Source organism: Paenibacillus sp. P4_E11 (genome assembly GCF_056401635.1).
Genome location: NZ_JBFUIX010000018.1, coordinates 45,215 through 61,099, shown reverse-complemented (window position 1 = coordinate 61,099; position 15,885 = coordinate 45,215). Strand labels below are relative to the sequence as shown.

Sequence of the window (15,885 nt, the reverse complement as noted above, 5' to 3'; positions counted from 1 at the left end):
GGCCTGACACTCGAAGTGTACGCGATGATCCGAACAAGTGTATAGCGTGAATAATTTGTGCTTATAACGGTTTTTTTGCAGAGGTTAATTGTTCAACTGAAAGAACCTGACCGGTCCTCGGTCAGGTTCAATAGCCAATCATTACCCTTTATTTTACAACAAATTGAAAGGTTGCGGCCTTACTGCTATCAGTCTGGTCCTTCACATTCATGACAAGAGCCTTATCGAATATCCTGTCCTTGGCGTTACCTGGCTCATTGGGAAAGAACAACTGGGTAGTCAAGATCTTCTGATCGGGAGCCTGAACCTTCACATGCAGATGGCGCGTACGGCCGGGATATAAGCCTGGTACGATGGTCTCCAGCGCATAATTACCCTGTTCATCCGTATACTGATGCCCTCGAAGCACATATCCCTTATTGTCATACTCCCCATCGTGATTCGCCTGCCAGAAATCCAGCAATGCATGCTTGATCGGCTTGCAGTCCGTAGTAAGCACCGCTCCGGTTAGGACAAGCTTCACACCCTTCATTCCTTTCTCCATCAAAGAACTACGTTCCGGGGAATTCGGCGTGAAATACGGTCCTTCCGTCAGCGCAGGTGAAGGCTCGTGGTCGGGTCCGCATGTGGGAGTTGGCGCCAACGTCGCCGTCTTAGTCGGTAAAGGTCCAGTTGGTTCAGGCGTCGTGGTCGGGGTACTGTCTTTCTTTTGACCGAGAACACTGATGTTGCACGCTGCCAATAACGCCGTTGCGGTTACGAGCAGACTGGATTTCAGGAACATCCTCCGTGTCAGGCGTCTCTCGTTCATTGGACCTCATCTCCTTATCATGGCTCGATAAATAAACTTCGGCAGGGCCGACTGTCTCCTCCAGCGTGATTTCTGACCTTTGGCTACCGGAACGGTGAATAATCGGTACAACCATTCCAAGTTCAGCTTTTGCCAGATCAGCGGCGCTCGCTTCACCTTGCCTGCGATGACGTCCAGACTGCCTCCGACACCAAACGCGACTTTAACCGAAGCCAGTGCCGTCTTGTGCTTATGAATCCATTTGTCCGAGTATGGGGCTCCCATCGCGACGAACAGCACATCCGGCTTCGCCTGCTCCAGCTCAGCCAAGATCGACTTCTCCTCCAGCTCGGTGTAGAAACCGTGATGCCTACCCACGATCTGCACATTCGGATAACGAGTCGCAATGATCTCTGCCGTTCGACGGTTCGTCTCTTCATCCGTTCCCAGCAAGTAAAATCGCCACGCACTCCTATTCCCACGCTCCAGCAACTGAAGCACCAGGTCATACCCGGTAACCCGCTCCGGGATACGATCCCCTCTCCAACGCGAAGCGATCACCACACCTATTCCGTCCGGCGTAATCATGTCCGCTTCCTGAATAATGGCTCTGAGTTGCTCATCGGATTGACTGACAATCACGATCTCCGGATTAGCCGTAATCAGGTGAAACAACTTGTGTCGATCGCTCTCTATATGTTCGGTAAGGTGAAGGGTGGTCTCCTGTAATGTGCGTTTGGAGAAAGGCACCCCTAATATCGTCGTTTGATTGTCCATGGTAGTTGCTCCATTCAATCTTGCCTGTGTATGTATTGATTCTATTATATCATTGGACGTTGACATGCCATATATAGAAAACTTACATTTATGACTCTTTCCCCAACTATTGCCATTCTCATTTTGGAACCCCAACTATGGTACAATGGAAAGCGTGATTTATCAGATCAGGGGGCTAACATGAATTATATAATATTGGATATCGAATTTAACGGCCGCAAGTTCGCTAGTGATAAACCGATGGAAGTGATTGAGATCGGAGCCGTCCGGTTGGACGCTGAGCTGCGGCAGATCGATGAATTCGAGGCATTTATCAAACCCGTTTATTTCTCCAAACTGAATAGCTTTATCAAGAAAAAAACCGGAATCCCTCAAGAATCAATCGATCAAGCCGAAGGATTCGTTAAGGTGATCAAGGAGTTCATCCAATGGCTGGATCGCAGTGAACAGAACGTATTGGTCACTTGGGGCGGCGAGGATCTGAAGCGCATCGTGCTGGATACGCGGATGCATAAGTTGGACGACGCCTACTGGATGGCTGCGGATTATTTCGATTTGTTGAAAGGGTTCCTGCGGTACAAGAAAGTAACGAACGATGTCAGTGTCGACTCCGCTCTGCTCGATCTTCAGCTGGAAGCGGAGGGAACCGCTCACCGGGCATTGGATGACGCGCGGATGACAGCGCAAGTATTCCGGGCTATATTCCATGAGCTGGACTTCGAGTATACCCAACAATACAAGGACATGTACTCCAATGCTAAGGAACGTAGAATGGTCAAGACGGCGATCAAGGCGATGACCGCACAGAAGGTAGTCCCGCAATGGGAGCTGATCATGGAGCATTATTTCAAAGACAAGGTCGCGCTTGACGATCCGCGAAAAGTGCTGGAGCTGCAGCTATATTTCGAGTCCGAGATGGCCAAGCAGCAATCGGCTAAAGATGGGATCAACACGGCCCAATAGAACACAAACGGCGAACTGTCCATGACATATGGATCGTTCGCCGTTTGTATGAATACTTATCATTGACACGTGGACATATCGACTGCCACCAATTCCGACTTGGAATAGGTCATTGTCCTTCGCTTTCCACTCCTGAAATTGAAGGTGCTGACGTCTGGATTGAGCTGGCTGGTAGCCGCAGCAAGGGTACGATGAAGATTACCCCGAGCAGGAATAACACGGTGGCTGCTTCGTACATGATCACAATCGAGAATGCTTGCTTCAGCAGACCGGATAAGGTCATCGTTACAACCATCGCTCCCATGAACAGCGGGTTCAATATCCCGTTCACTCGTCCCACGAAAGACTCCTCGGTATTTTGCAAAATCATCGTATTGATTCCGATCTGAATGCACGGCATAACAAGTCCGCTCAAGAACTCGGCACCAAGTGTAAGATACAAGTTCGTAGACAGGCCGCATATCAAGAGTCCGACGGCGCTGACGGTCATGCCAAGAATGAGCAGCTTCTGCGGACTGGCCTTCCTGGCGAGTCCCATCGTCAACGCACCACCTATAATCATAGCAACTCCGTTAGCCATCATAAGCCACTGCAAGTTTTCTTTGGCCAGCCCGAGTCGCTCGGTCACTAGAAATACGGTAAGCGGTTGAACCAGCCCAAGAGCTAATCCCGCGGCGGCGAAGCAGCCCCCCAGGTTGGACAAGATTTTACTGGAGAGAACATACCGGAAGCCCGCTACCATCTCTTGTCTGACAGTCGTAGACGATTGGGTCGTTTCTTGCTTTGGATCTGCAGGAAGAAATGACAGGACGGCAGCCGAGAGCAGAAAGGCGACTCCCATAATACCAATCGCCACTTCGATGCCGAATGACTGGTACACGAACGTACCCAGAATGGGTCCGAGAATCATGAACAAGGCGAACATCGTTTGGTAAATCGACATCCCCATCTGCACTTGCTCGGCAGGGACGTGGATCTTGAACAATTTCATACCTGATGGTTGCGAGAATTGGGATAGGATCGCCGAGATTAATGTGGCAAAGAACACGACTTTCCAAGTACCGAGGAACAACGCCAGCATGACGGCGAAGATTGATACAGCACTCAGGATGTCACACCACACCATCGTACGCTTCGGACGCCACCTGTCGGCGAATGTGCCTCCGATGAAGGAGAAGATGAAGATCGGCGCGAATTCCGCCACCGAGATCATCGAAACCGCGAACGGATCTTCATTCGTCTGCTMCATCACGAACAGAAGAATGGAGTAGTTGCGTACCCAAATACCAATCTGCAGGAATAGCCCTGACAAAAGGATCGACTGAATAAAGCGATTTCTGAAAAACTGCCCCATGGAGGGCGATGAAGCTTGGGATGACACTATAATTCCTCCTTACTATACTCAAACTGAGACTCCTTACTTTACAGGATCGGAACGCACCAGACAAGAGTCAAATTAAGTATAATCATTTATCGGGATACACTGCGTACGGCTCGACGAATGAACTTGAACCAGCTAGGATGGACGATCAGTATGGCCAGTACGACCATCCACCATACCCCGCTGAGCGCCTCCATCGACGTGTCGTAGCTGAACAAATGACGTATCTGTTCAGGGATACCGGTGGCATCAGCACGAATGTTCAGGAACAGAACAGCCAGCCAATACCCGAGCGCTACCCCTGTTATCAAATACGTGCGGAACGAGAATACAAGCGATAAACCGAACATGGCCATAGGCATCAGAATGATCAGATACAGGCTGTCCATCGCAAACGCTTGCTTAAGCTTCAGACAGACGATTAGAGCGAACAGGGCATAAGCAGTCGGAGCCGTCCACCTGCTGCTGCCTGCCTTAGCGTATGCCGTGAACACAGCAAATGCTGTATACAGCACAGCGAGCAAGACCGGTTCACCGGGTTGTGTCCATACGGACCAGCCGTACCCGATAGCAAGTAAGATCAAGATGAAATCCAGCTTGTCCACTCGTTCACCGCTGTATGCATAGATCGTACTCCGGGAAATCAGGTATACGAGCAAGCCCCCCAGCAGCAAGAGCGGCATCTGACTCCGAATCGTATCGAATTGTTCGATGCCGTACAGCCCGCGTTCCCCGTAGCTCAGTACCGCTAGCAAGCCCCAAAGTCCCAGCAACATGCCGGTGATCCAGGAGGTTTGCCATTCCATCAGCATCACTACCACGAACATCGCAATCGGGATCAACACATAGTAGCTATGATAGACGAAGTCTAGCCGATGATGCAGCCAGGAGGCAACAACAATGGACAATAGAGCGTACGCTGCTGCCGCGTAGACGACTTTTTCCCGACGCTTCGCCAAATAGGTGAGCAAGCCAATGGCCACCATGAACAGAGTACTCGTGGTGGATGTCTGATGCAGGATGATTTTGTTCACGATGGAGTAAGCGATGCCTAAGTATACGCTGATTAGATCCAGTCGACATAACATGCCCTGGTCTAATATACGCAAAGAAGCCAGCATAGTTCCCACTTCCCCTTCTCCCCGGTTCATTCGACCGATCCTCATGTAAATTCGACTTTTTCCACAAAATTCCTCTAAATTCCCGCAATCTCGGCAAAAGAATAGCTCCTGCTGTCCTGACAATATGCCTCGTTATCATGTACAATGAACGTGTTCCAGATCGGTGGGCAAGCTTGCTGTATGGAAACGGACTACTGGATTGGAGTGAGTGTGTTGTCGGGAACGATTACTTACAAGCTGTTAACAATGTGCATGGTACAAGACGGCAGCCGCGTGCTGCTCGTGAATAGACCGGATCAGAAAGGGTTTCCAGGTTACATAGCTCCAGGTGGAAAAGTAGATTTCCCCGAGAGCATCGTGAATGGCGCCATCCGCGAAGTTCAGGAAGAAACCGGGCTTCTGGTCAAAGACATTATATATAAAGGCCTTAGTGAATTTTGTGATCCGAAGCAAGGGTTGCGATACATGGTGTTCAATTATCTTGCGACAACATTTACGGGAGAGCTACTAGAAAATCCGCCTGAAGGGGAACTGCTGTGGGTGGAGAGGGACAAGGCACTTGATCTGCCGATGCAGGACTGGTTCAAGCTGAGGTTTCCTTTGTTCTTCCAGCCGGGTACATTCGAGCATAGCGCTGTATGGGATGATGCCGCCAAGATTACGTTGGACAAGACGGTGCGGGAATATGGGGTAGGTGTGGTGTAGTTGGCGCGCGAAAAAAAGGCTGTCGATTGACTGTGAACAAGAGGAGTGGAGAGTGAAAAAGAGGACCCTGGCGAGTTTTGGCTTGAACCTCCTACCACTGGATCCCTTATATAATCAATGAGGTTCAAACAAGATGTCTGAGCACCCGGGGTCCCCRCAAAGTACTCGGAATATGCTCCGAAGCTTATCTTCACTTTGTGGGGTAAAGCTTAAGGGTCCTTTTTCACTTGGAACGGCCGTCCTAGCCTCTATCAACAGTTAATCGACAGCCTTAATTTCCGCGCTACTGTCGCATCGCCGCTGCTCTCAAGCGCGACTAACGCGGCGTTTCCACAACCTACCCCTCGCCCGACTCCAACGCCGCGTCCTGCCGCTCGATTACAAGATCGTGAACCTCCACGCTCGTCACCTGGTTCAACTCGTCAACGAAGACGACACTCGGCTTCAAGGCTGCAAGCTCCTCCTCTTGAAACATACCCATGCTCAGAATGATAACAATATCCCCCGGAGCAAACAAGTGAGCCGGTGGCCCGTTCAAGCAGATCTGGCCCGAGCCAGCAGGCGCCGGGATGGCATACGTCTTCCAGCGAGTAGCATTGCGCAGGCTGGTGATCTGCACCATCTCGTATGCTTGAATGTTCGCATGACGCATCAGAAGCGAATCGATGGTGATGCTGCCCACATAATCCAATCTGGCTTCTGTTACGGTCGCCCGGTGTATCTTACCTTTGCACATCCATCTCTGCAATGTTCTAGCCTCCTATCCGCATTTCCAGCTACTATCCCATTCTATGAAAGCATCGCCTATTGTTTCTGGGCATACGCCCGACTGTCTGCCGAATCTAGGCTGAGGCCGTTCCCGCACGGTACTATTTGTGTATGTTATTACGAATAACAACCTATCGGCAAGAAACCGACCTATAGACGACACGGAGGTTGACGATGGACAGATTCCAGTTGCGATGTTCGCGCTGTCAGAAGACGATGGAGTTTGAGTTGAAGGGACGCTGCCAATGCGGTGGCACTCTGCTTGTGGAATATGATCTGGAACGGGTGACACACACGCTCTCTCCACAGACACTGAAGGAACGGGCAGCATCCATGTGGCGATACTTGGAGCTACTACCCTTGAAGGATGAACAATCGATCGTATCGCTTGGCGAAGGCTGGACGCCGCTCATTCGATTTCCCCGGCTGGAGAGTGAGCTCGAGATTAGACAGTTATATGTGAAGCGGGAAGAGCAGAATCCGACTGGAAGCTTCAAGGCGAGAGGGTTCTCTTCGACCATATCCCTGCTGCACGAGCATGGGATCAGCCGTGTAGCAGTTCCATCCAATGGCAACGCAGCCTCAGCCATGGCTGCTTATGCGGCCCGAGCAGGCATGCAAGCTGTCGTTATCGTCCCCCGGGACTGTCCCGGCATCATAATAGAAGAATGCCTGAGATACGGAGCATTCACGTTCCAAGTAGAAGGACTGATTCATGACGCCGGGGCTATTATTGAAGCTGGCAAAACGGAGCAGGGGTGGTTCAATGCGGGGACTTTGCGGGAACCGGGTCGCATAGAAGGCAAAAAAACGATGGGACTCGAACTGGCCGAACAGCTGGATTGGAGGCTGCCGGATGTCATCGTGTACCCTACCGGTGGCGGATCGGGCATCATCGCCTTATGGAAAGCGTTCCAGGAGCTGCGTGCACTCGGCTGGGTCAAAGACGAGATGCCGCGACTTGTTAGCGTGCAGGAACAAGGCTGTACGCCGATCGTCGACGCCTTCCGCAGCGGAGAAGTTGTCCGTCCCACGCCGGAGCCGATCAGTTCCAGTCCGACAGGTTTACGCGTACCGAACCCTCCCGATGGCGATCTGATCACAACGATACTCAGGCAGACCCACGGTACCGCCATTGCCGTATCCGCCCTGGAAATCGCCGAAGCTGTTCGAAGATTCGGCTTGGAAGGCATCTCCTCCTCTCCGGAAGGAGCTGCAACACTGGCGGGAGTCATCCATTTACGCAGGAAAGGCTGGATTGGCTCCAAGGAATCAGTCGTCTTGTTCCATACATCCCATGCTGACAAATATTTGTCATGGAAGCCATTTCCGGAACCACCTACTGTGCATGACTACGCCGAACTGAAGCTTTGGCTCCCTGCCTTATAGGCTAGGCTATGACGAATACCCCCCGATTACCTCATCATCCAGGCCTTCAGGGGGTATTCGAGCTGAGCACTTCTAGGAAACCAACATGTTATCGAGCAGCAGGGTCATCCCGTACTGCCGCATCGCGTCCTCGACCATCCAGAAGTCTGTACTGGACCGCAGCGAGTTGCACATATGACAGACCGAGTGATCACGGGGAGGCAACCTCCACTCCGGGTGGAATTGCTGCACGATTTCTTCCAACTCCAGCAAGCCTTGATGCATGATGACCTTCAAATAGACATCGCTCAGCATGTTAACCAGCACTTCCGGCATCGTCTGTTGGTACAAATTACCGACCACGAACACGCCGTCATCCAGACACACCGAGCAGCAAGGGTCGACATCGCCATTCGGTTGAATGACCATCTGTACACGCGGGCAGTATAGCTCGTTGTCTGCTGGTATGCGGGTGTTCACCAACCGCGGAAGCGATTTGGCCCGTCCGACAGGCAGCACATAGTAGTTCTCGTCCCAAGTAATGAACGGATGCCATTCCTGTTCGAAATATTGCTTGGCGCTCTTGCCAGAACTCATGTAATTGCTCGACACGGTTACCGCAAGACCAGCTTCCAGAGCCAGTTTGGCCGCCATGGCCGCATGCTCGGGATTGACCCAGACCGCATGACTTTCGTCCATGGAGACGGTGATTCCAACCAACCCCAGCTCTATCAATTCCTTCAGCTGTATTCTTGCAACGTCAGGCTCCTTCCCCCAGAAACCGTTTGTTGTGATCGACGTCTTGAAGCCGAACTCGTTCAAGTGTCCATGGATGTTCAGCATCTCTGGATAACGGAGAAATACCTCGCCGCCTGTGAAACCTGCCGTCCGGCAGTAAGGCACATATTCCGCGAAATCTTCAATCCACTCACCAACGAACGCCTGATCGATTACACCTTGCTTGGTGGGTCCGTCGTCATTGCAGCATATGTCGCACAAAGCGTTGCATTGCCGAGTCAAAACGAACACCAACTCTTGGATTCGTACATGTCCTTCGGGGCTCGTCTCAGTGAATTGCTGCTCGTCCATCGTCATCGTAACGCTCCTATCCAAGTGATTGCTTCTATGATGAGCATACTAGTTGGAAGATTATTCCGGCATGAGGACGATTCCCTAACTTCTCATGGTCTAAGAAAACGATCTTATCCCGTAATCATTTTGCAAATTATGTAGAATATGATCGAATATTGTAAGAAAATGGCGAATAAAACGACCATCCTCCTACAGAATGAAATCACCCGCGTTTGTGTGTCCCTTCAAGGTAGGCAGCGGCTACTCCATCGGAACCAGATCCATCTCCAGATGTCTTGTCACATTGGCTAACGCGGAATAGGTCTAATCATGTATAATGGTGTCATACTATCTTTTGCTGAAAAGGAAGGCTCTGAATGTCATCGTTTATGGCCCCCATCTTGCTCTCGGTTCGAATAAGTGTGTTGGCCAGCGTACTGGTGCTGTTACTGGGAACGGGGATAGCCTGGTGGATGTCGCGGAGGCAGTTCATTGGGATGACCTTTCTGGAGACGTTGTTCATGCTGCCGCTCGTCCTTCCGCCAACGGTTGTCGGCTTCCTTCTTCTTGTGCTGTTGGGCCGGCGCAGCTGGATCGGGCGTTTCGCGGAGTGGTGGTTGGACAGACCGATCATCTTCTCTTGGTGGGCGGGCATCATTGCGGCGGTCGTCGTTTCATTTCCGCTTGTGTACCAGACGATGAAGACGGGATTCGCCTCCATTAATCCGGATTATGCCAATGCAGCAAGATCTAGTGGCGCGAACGAATGGCAAGTGTTGCGCTGGATTACACTTCCCCTCGCCGCCAGGTCCTTGCTAACCGCCTATATCCTGGGGCTCGCCAGAGGCTTAGGAGAGTTCGGCGCGACGCTTATGATTGCCGGGAACATTCCGGGGAAAACGCAGACGATCCCCACGGCCATCTATATAGCGGTTGAATCTGGCAACATGTCGCTCGCCTGGTGGTGGACGGCTACGGTGGTCGTCTTGTCATTTGCCATGATGTATATGGCTCGCACGCGAAGATAACTAGGCAGCAGTAGACAGTACACCGTGGACCCATCACCATTAAAAATGATGTACCAAATGGTTGACGTGTTTAGGCTTAGCCCTAACGGACACAGAAGCTCTTATTTGTTGATTTTAGAGTCGAATCGCTTCCTATCGGACACAGGATCCCTTATTTGCCTGTAATGGAGCCTTATCGTATGAAATTGTATGAAATAAGGGCTGCTGGGTCCGTAAGGATCGTGCAACTAAGGCATAAATAGCAAATAAGGTCTCTGGTGTCCGTTCACTACTATTTTAGAGCGGGTGGATGAACCAAGAGAGAGGTCATTTTTATTAAGCCGATATACATCATCAAAACAAGTAGAAACGATTCCCGTATTGATGTGTCCAGATGATTGTGATTTATGGTGTACTTTAATAATCGCGGAGCCTTTGCCCTCAAAACGCAAAACGGAACCCCCACCCTTCACAAGGTGGGGGTTATTTGATATTAGCACTATTTCCATCCAATAGGTTTAGAAAAGCGAACAAGTGGTCATTCTAGTACTAGCAATCGTGCTCACAATCTAGCAACAATCGATAGGAGGCCCCATAATTATGTACCGTCTGAATGGAATAGTTGGAAAGTTACTCGTTGTGTTGAGTCTCGTTACGGTTACACTTGGATACACTTCTGTTAATCGCGCTACTGCCTATGAAGCCACGTTCAACTCTGGGATGAACGGTTATTACACATGCGATCCCTTGTATCCTGCTGAGATGTATATATATTGTCCCGTCCAGGAAGATGCAGTATCAGTACCTGAGCCTGCACCCGAATCCGTGCCTCAGCCTCTACTCTATCAAGTGAATGCAGGCGACACGTTATACAACATTGCTAGAACGTTCGAAGTCACGGTGAATGATCTCGTTGCGGTCAACGCCATCCACGATCCTCGCTCGCTTAAGATCGGTCAAGAGCTGCACATTCCCGGGAAGTTGATTGACGTGAATCTGCCGACCGGCAGCTCCCCCGTCGTTAGCCGGGTCATCATGTCCACCCTTACTGCCTATACCGCCGGTGTGGAATCAACTGGCAAACGTCCGTCCGATCCCGGCTACGGCACGACTTATAGCGGCAGCAGCGCCACGGAAGGCCGCACGATCGCGGTCGATCCAGGCGTAATTCCGATCGGCGCAACTGTGTTCATCGACGGGATTGGCGTACGCACAGCCGAAGATACCGGGTCGGCCATCCGCGGCGCCAGAATCGACGTCTTCATGAACGATCTCAGACAAGCCCGGGAATTCGGTGTGAAGAAGAATGTGATTGTCTATGTACTAGCCGCTTAGATTTAGTGAACTGTGAAGGAACGGGTAGGCCGGTCGATGCGGAACAACTCCGCATCCGGACTGCTCCCCTTCACGATCCAATCCGAGATAATCTGTGCAGCTACCATGCTGTACACGGTCCCATTGCCGCCATAGCCGAGTATGAAGAAGCAGTTCGGGTATGACTCCTGCGTACCGATCATCGGCAAGCCGTCATGGGTGCTGCCGAACGCCGCCGTCCAGGCGTATTCCACACTCAGGCTGGGTAGATCAGGGAACAGCTTGCTCACCTCTTCGAGCAGCCGTTCCTTCTTGCGTGACAGCATCCGCTCCCGCTCCTCGACCCGTGTCGTGTTCTCGTCCAATCCACCCACGATGATCCGATTATCGGCTGTTGTGCGCATATACAGATACGGCCTAGCCGTCTCCCAGATTAGACAACGATTATGCCAACCGCTGAAGTCCGGAATCGGGGGCGTCACCATTACGAAAGCGCTGCTCATCTTCACATTCGAGTTACGCTTGATTTCCTGCGTCTCGTAGCCAGTTGCATAGATGGCGTGCCTAGCTCGAATACGGTGCTTGCCCGCGAAGAAGACCAGACCTCCTTGCTCCTGCCTGTGACCATGAATTTCGGTATGGGCATATACACGCAAACCCCGCTCATGTGAGTTCTGGACCAGCGCATTGACGAACTTGTACGGATTGATCTCCGCATCTCCCTGCATGTAGATGGCGCCGGATTTGGTGAAGGAGAAATGCTTAGCCAGCGTACCTCCATCCCAATATTGAACCGGGAAGCCGTGGCGCTTCAGCGTCTCGTATTCCTCCTGCAACCCCGGGACGTCTTCCGGGCTGCTCGCATAATACAAGCAGTCCCGACGGATACAATCCGGGCTGTACACAAGCTGCGTGCTTATGTTGCAGATCGCCTCAACCGCTTCCTGACCTAGCCGGTAAAAGCGCACTCCTCGTTCTACGCCGAACGTGTGGATGCAAGAAGTAAGTGATTTGTCACTGGTGAACTGCAAGAGCCCGGTACTGGCCAAGGAGCTTCCATGTCCAATCGCACGTTTGTCTACTAATACCGTACGAATCCCTTGTTCCGTAAGCTTATATGAGATCAGCGCTCCAGAGTCCCCTGCCCCTATGACTAGCACATCGCATTGGATATCCTCCTCTAGAGTTGGGTACTGCCGCACGTGCGGCCATGTTGATTTCCAGAGTGATTGTCCTGAATACAAGTTCATTGCGCTGCGTCAACCCTCCATCCAGATCTTGAGCCCGTTCATTTTTTCATTCTAAAAGGGTTCCCGTATTCCGCTATATTATCCACCTGCTGGAACGGTAGGAGATCGCAATCCGCCTATCTGAACAATACAACACACGAAAGTCCAGTTCATGAACAGAAAAAAACCGACCGGAAAATGAAAATACCGGTCAGGTTCGCTGAGTGAGATAGTGAAGCATGGGCTAATGGTCTGCTCGTGATCGCAGGTGCCGCAACCGCTAGACGCCAGTTCGTTTTTTCTGATTGTTCGGCTTCTTCGTCAGCTGGCTCTTCATCGACTGATTGCCGCTTAACTCATGTTTCTGCTTCTGATTCTGATTGCTCTGGGCCAGCTTCTTCTCCGCTAGCTTCTTCTTCATAGCGTCTGCGAGCGAGATTTTCTTGGGCTCTATTGTCTCACCCTCGACGTTACTTGCGCCGTTTTTTATTTCTTCTGTCATACGATCACCTCATCCACTATTCAATACTTTGTAGTTTATCTCATTAGCGCCAAATTCACCACCGCTGAAGTTTACTGCATTATTCCAAGCGGGTTGTTCACCGGGGTGTGTAGAAATTTTGCGTATAGTAGATTTTCATACTGCCGCCGAAGTACACGCCAACTCCAAGACGTAACGTATCACCGAGAATCGCTTCCCGATGACCATCGAAGGAATTCATCCAGCCACTATGGGCGAATATAGCGCTCGTCTGGCCTGCAGCGATATTCTCAGCAGCACGGCCATAAGGGATCTGATCGTCTCTCATGCGTGCAAACGGGTCTTTCCCGGCTGGATTCGTGTGATCGAAATAATCGTTATCGGCCATATCCTTACTGTGTTTGCGTGCCGTTCCGGCGATCTTCTCATCCCAAGTGAAGGCCCGTTTGCCGCTTCGAACACGAACTACATTCGCCAGATCTAGCAGCTCTTTCTCGTACGCCATTCGAAGCTCTTCACTAGGCGCCCCATAGAAGCCCGGTTTCGTGTTCTCCACATCCTTGCGGATCACCTGCATCGCAGTCACCCTGCTGTCTTCATGAAGATCGTTGAAGAAAGTAACATAATTGCCATCCCACTCGTAAGTCGGCACTTGCTCGATGTTGGACAGCGATAATCGTGTGTTGCCCTTCAGCATGTAGGTCATGGGCTCCCCATAAGCGGCAACCAACGCTGCATGCGTACTGCCAGACTGAATTCCTTTATCGGTGTTCCAATTAGCCGCGTTGGAGAACAAGGCCACCACCTGGCCGTCCTTGATCCCGACCTGGACATAATTGCTATAGTCCGTATTGTAGACATACCATTGGAAGGCGTATTCACTAGCATCCTTTCGTTGGGGCTGGCCAAGCTTGGAAATAACCGCACTCTCGAAATCTCCGATGACGACGCCGCGTAAGCTGAAGGGGGCTATCTTGTGACTGATGGCTGGTGCCATCGACAACGTCAATTGCTTGCTTACCAGGTTGCGTATGAATTGTAACGATTCCGCTCGTGTCAAGGTGTCATTCTTCCCGAATCCGTCCACGGTCGAGGCCGTCTTGCCTTGTGCCAGCTCATGCCGCAGCAAGTACTCAATCGACTTGTCCATCTCCAACTGTTGGCCTTGTGTGGCGGCTATCAGCCTTGCCGCTTCGCCGCGCAAGTAAGGCTCGTTGGCCAATGCTGGTTCGACAGGCCAGTTCTGCCCCGCAGCATATGTGAAGTAGGCGCCATACCAAGGGGTAAGCGATTCTGCGTAGCCCGTATTCGTTACCGGGAACGCACGCAGCAGCATCGCCAGAAACTCAGCTTCCGTCACCTTCTGGTCCGGGTGGAACCCTCCATCGTCGTAGCCATTCACGATACTTTGTGAGACGCCCCAAGCTACCGCTTCCTGCGCCCAATGATTGGTCATATCCGTGAAGCCTGCTGCCTTAGTCACTCCGGCTGTTGGCACGGCTGCTGCTATAGACATCGCTTGCTGCGGTACAGAAGCCGCCCCCGCCTCAATTCCTATATTCGTGCTACCGAGCAGAAGCAATCCGAGGAGCATCCCTGTTCGGGCCATCATCCATTGAACTTTCATCTCCTAAACCTCCCCATCGGCCACATTGTTCGAGTTAGCCGCATTGTTGTCTTCGTCGAGTCCTGATCCACTTATTCGACACGGGATGATCCTTTTCCTGTCTGCTCGTAGTGGGCGCGTACCGCCCCAACATCAAAAACGCCAGACTGCCTAACGGCTGTCTGACGCATGTAAGTTATATGTATTAAGACTGCACTATCATAAAGATGAACAACAACGTGCCCATACCAGACGCCACATAGAACAAGCCATTCACTTTACTTAGCAGCTTCTTCGGCTCTTCCGGCAGTGTTTCTTGGATCGAACGATTCGCTGGGTCCTGAAGCCACTTGTTTAACTGTTTCGCTGGCGGTGTCGCAAAAGCAATAACTACAATTTGAATCAACACATACAGCACAATCGATCCAAGCAGCCACAGTTGGGTGATTTTACCGTACTCCCCGATCCAGATGAGCAACAACCCGGACAATACCGCAATCGTCCCACCAATTTTCGGGAAAAATTCCAACCAACCTGCCAGCTTCACCGATTGGCGTAATTCGTTGACTGTCTGGCTCTTTCGGTACAAGACATGCGAGAAAAAGGTCGGACCGACGCCGATGATAGCAGATAACACGTGGATAAGAACTAAAAATTTCATGAACCGCTTTCCTCCTCTATGATAACTAGGACTTTGGGTCCTATTTCAACTAATATGTATTCGAAACCCGGGATAAATTTCCTCCTTTGGAATAAAAAAAATGGGGAATATTAATAAAGAATTTACCGCGAAGGAGGAGCAGCAACGATGACAGAGCCATCCATGAATCCTATCACCGGGGAACCGGTTGAAGTTGACGGCGTCTATTCGAATGAATGGGGCCGGGAACAGTATTTCCGACGAGGTGACGTGTTCGACGCCGACCCTACTCTTGGCACTACAGCGTGGGAGTTGGTCCGCTATGAAGTGGATCTCACGACAAGTGAGACCGAGCACCCCCATATGAACCGACTCGTACCCGAACATAGCAAGCAAGATTCACCAAGAAAGCATGTGGACCGGGGCGACAAATAAGAGTGATCGTGCAAGAGTACGCGCCATCGTGAGCAAGAGTAAGCAGTAATGATCCCGGAAGCATCTCATGCTGCCGGGCTTTTTCAGTTTCCAGCATAGCATCGTGTGTACTATTCGAAACTTATTAGGTCCCAAAGGCGTCGATAAAGATATCAAAAGGAAGGAATGAACTTAAACTTTCTTATCTGTGTAGAAAAAAGAGCTGATCGGCTAGCGGGTTCTTCACCGC

The 15,885-nt window shown here is 51.2% G+C and carries 16 protein-coding genes; 6 read left to right on the top strand and 10 right to left on the bottom strand.

The window, feature by feature from the left end; all coding sequences use genetic code 11:
* Positions 1–148: 148 nt before the first annotated feature.
* A complete protein-coding gene (locus tag AC1DWB_RS09865; RefSeq protein WP_477540879.1) occupies positions 149–811 on the bottom strand; it encodes a dioxygenase family protein in 663 nt (220 codons plus the stop codon).
* A 6-nt stretch (positions 812–817) separates the two neighbouring features.
* Complete coding sequence (locus AC1DWB_RS09860) at positions 818–1,567, bottom strand: WecB/TagA/CpsF family glycosyltransferase (protein ID WP_477540878.1); 750 nt, start codon at positions 1,565–1,567, stop codon at positions 818–820.
* A 180-nt stretch (positions 1,568–1,747) separates the two neighbouring features.
* On the opposite strand from AC1DWB_RS09860, the gene AC1DWB_RS09855 reads away from it, so the two are divergent.
* Positions 1,748–2,530, top strand: a complete 783-nt coding sequence (locus AC1DWB_RS09855; protein WP_477540877.1) for a 3'-5' exonuclease — start codon at positions 1,748–1,750, stop codon at positions 2,528–2,530.
* Positions 2,531–2,639: 109 nt separating this feature from the next.
* On the opposite strand, the gene AC1DWB_RS09850 is transcribed toward AC1DWB_RS09855, so the two are convergent.
* The gene (locus AC1DWB_RS09850; protein WP_477540895.1) at positions 2,640–3,884 is read right to left on the bottom strand and encodes an MFS transporter; all 1,245 of its coding nucleotides are present in this window, start codon (positions 3,882–3,884) and stop codon (positions 2,640–2,642) included.
* 116 nt (positions 3,885–4,000) lie between these two features.
* Positions 4,001–5,062, bottom strand: a complete 1,062-nt coding sequence (locus AC1DWB_RS09845) for a hypothetical protein (RefSeq protein ID WP_477540876.1) — start codon at positions 5,060–5,062, stop codon at positions 4,001–4,003.
* A gap of 150 nt (positions 5,063–5,212) precedes the next feature.
* Here AC1DWB_RS09845 and AC1DWB_RS09840 point away from each other — a divergent pair, with 150 nt between their 5' ends.
* Complete coding sequence (locus tag AC1DWB_RS09840) at positions 5,213–5,737, top strand: NUDIX domain-containing protein (protein ID WP_477540875.1); 525 nt, start codon at positions 5,213–5,215, stop codon at positions 5,735–5,737.
* A 337-nt stretch (positions 5,738–6,074) separates the two neighbouring features.
* Here the strand turns inward: AC1DWB_RS09840 and panD are convergent, their stop codons facing one another.
* Positions 6,075–6,485 (bottom strand): aspartate 1-decarboxylase, encoded by a 411-nt coding sequence (gene panD, locus AC1DWB_RS09835; RefSeq protein WP_477540874.1) that lies wholly within the window; start codon positions 6,483–6,485, stop codon positions 6,075–6,077.
* A 194-nt stretch (positions 6,486–6,679) separates the two neighbouring features.
* On the opposite strand from panD, the gene AC1DWB_RS09830 reads away from it, so the two are divergent.
* Positions 6,680–7,894, top strand: a complete 1,215-nt coding sequence (locus tag AC1DWB_RS09830) for a threonine synthase (protein WP_477540873.1) — start codon at positions 6,680–6,682, stop codon at positions 7,892–7,894.
* A 72-nt stretch (positions 7,895–7,966) separates the two neighbouring features.
* On the opposite strand, the gene AC1DWB_RS09825 is transcribed toward AC1DWB_RS09830, so the two are convergent.
* Positions 7,967–8,968, bottom strand: a complete 1,002-nt coding sequence (locus tag AC1DWB_RS09825; RefSeq protein ID WP_477540872.1) for a radical SAM/SPASM domain-containing protein — start codon at positions 8,966–8,968, stop codon at positions 7,967–7,969.
* Positions 8,969–9,321: 353 nt separating this feature from the next.
* Here AC1DWB_RS09825 and modB point away from each other — a divergent pair, with 353 nt between their 5' ends.
* Positions 9,322–9,972 (top strand): molybdate ABC transporter permease subunit, encoded by a 651-nt coding sequence (gene modB, locus AC1DWB_RS09820; RefSeq protein ID WP_477540871.1) that lies wholly within the window; start codon positions 9,322–9,324, stop codon positions 9,970–9,972.
* 579 nt (positions 9,973–10,551) lie between these two features.
* Positions 10,552–11,286 carry a 3D domain-containing protein gene (locus AC1DWB_RS09815; protein WP_477540870.1) on the top strand — a complete coding sequence of 245 codons (735 nt, stop codon included), beginning with the start codon at positions 10,552–10,554 and terminating at the stop codon, positions 11,284–11,286.
* Between the two features lie 2 nt (positions 11,287–11,288).
* Here the strand turns inward: AC1DWB_RS09815 and AC1DWB_RS09810 are convergent, their stop codons facing one another.
* The 4 genes from AC1DWB_RS09810 to AC1DWB_RS09795 all read right to left on the bottom strand — a co-directional run bounded on the left by AC1DWB_RS09810 (position 11,289) and on the right by AC1DWB_RS09795 (position 15,242).
* Positions 11,289–12,515: an NAD(P)/FAD-dependent oxidoreductase gene (locus AC1DWB_RS09810; RefSeq protein ID WP_477540869.1), complete on the bottom strand. Its 1,227-nt coding sequence runs from the start codon at positions 12,513–12,515 to the stop codon at positions 11,289–11,291.
* A gap of 259 nt (positions 12,516–12,774) precedes the next feature.
* A complete protein-coding gene (locus tag AC1DWB_RS09805; protein ID WP_477540868.1) occupies positions 12,775–12,996 on the bottom strand; it encodes a hypothetical protein in 222 nt (73 codons plus the stop codon).
* Positions 12,997–13,093: 97 nt separating this feature from the next.
* On the bottom strand, positions 13,094–14,602 hold the full coding sequence (locus AC1DWB_RS09800) for a CAP-associated domain-containing protein (protein WP_477540867.1): 1,509 nt from the start codon (positions 14,600–14,602) through the stop codon (positions 13,094–13,096).
* Positions 14,603–14,786: 184 nt separating this feature from the next.
* On the bottom strand, positions 14,787–15,242 hold the full coding sequence (locus tag AC1DWB_RS09795) for a DUF2269 family protein (RefSeq protein ID WP_477540866.1): 456 nt from the start codon (positions 15,240–15,242) through the stop codon (positions 14,787–14,789).
* Between the two features lie 147 nt (positions 15,243–15,389).
* On the opposite strand from AC1DWB_RS09795, the gene AC1DWB_RS09790 reads away from it, so the two are divergent.
* Positions 15,390–15,656, top strand: a complete 267-nt coding sequence (locus tag AC1DWB_RS09790) for a transposase (protein ID WP_477540865.1) — start codon at positions 15,390–15,392, stop codon at positions 15,654–15,656.
* The last annotated feature ends 229 nt before the right edge of the window (positions 15,657–15,885 follow it).

Excerpts from the sequence above, each read along its gene's own strand:
- AC1DWB_RS09865 (WP_477540879.1), bottom strand. The coding sequence starts at position 811 with ATGAACGAGAGACGCCTGACACGGAGGATGTTCCTGAAATCCAGTCTG.
- AC1DWB_RS09860 (WP_477540878.1), bottom strand. The coding sequence starts at position 1,567 with ATGGACAATCAAACGACGATATTAGGGGTGCCTTTCTCCAAACGCACA.
- AC1DWB_RS09855 (WP_477540877.1), top strand. The coding sequence starts at position 1,748 with ATGAATTATATAATATTGGATATCGAATTTAACGGCCGCAAGTTCGCT.
- AC1DWB_RS09845 (WP_477540876.1), bottom strand. The coding sequence starts at position 5,062 with ATGAACCGGGGAGAAGGGGAAGTGGGAACTATGCTGGCTTCTTTGCGT.
- AC1DWB_RS09840 (WP_477540875.1), top strand. The coding sequence starts at position 5,213 with ATGGAAACGGACTACTGGATTGGAGTGAGTGTGTTGTCGGGAACGATT.
- AC1DWB_RS09830 (WP_477540873.1), top strand. The coding sequence starts at position 6,680 with ATGGACAGATTCCAGTTGCGATGTTCGCGCTGTCAGAAGACGATGGAG.
- AC1DWB_RS09825 (WP_477540872.1), bottom strand. The coding sequence starts at position 8,968 with ATGACGATGGACGAGCAGCAATTCACTGAGACGAGCCCCGAAGGACAT.
- modB (WP_477540871.1), top strand. The coding sequence starts at position 9,322 with ATGTCATCGTTTATGGCCCCCATCTTGCTCTCGGTTCGAATAAGTGTG.
- AC1DWB_RS09815 (WP_477540870.1), top strand. The coding sequence starts at position 10,552 with ATGTACCGTCTGAATGGAATAGTTGGAAAGTTACTCGTTGTGTTGAGT.
- AC1DWB_RS09810 (WP_477540869.1), bottom strand. The coding sequence starts at position 12,515 with ATGAACTTGTATTCAGGACAATCACTCTGGAAATCAACATGGCCGCAC.
- AC1DWB_RS09805 (WP_477540868.1), bottom strand. The coding sequence starts at position 12,996 with ATGACAGAAGAAATAAAAAACGGCGCAAGTAACGTCGAGGGTGAGACA.
- AC1DWB_RS09800 (WP_477540867.1), bottom strand. The coding sequence starts at position 14,602 with ATGAAAGTTCAATGGATGATGGCCCGAACAGGGATGCTCCTCGGATTG.
- AC1DWB_RS09795 (WP_477540866.1), bottom strand. The coding sequence starts at position 15,242 with ATGAAATTTTTAGTTCTTATCCACGTGTTATCTGCTATCATCGGCGTC.
- AC1DWB_RS09790 (WP_477540865.1), top strand. The coding sequence starts at position 15,390 with ATGACAGAGCCATCCATGAATCCTATCACCGGGGAACCGGTTGAAGTT.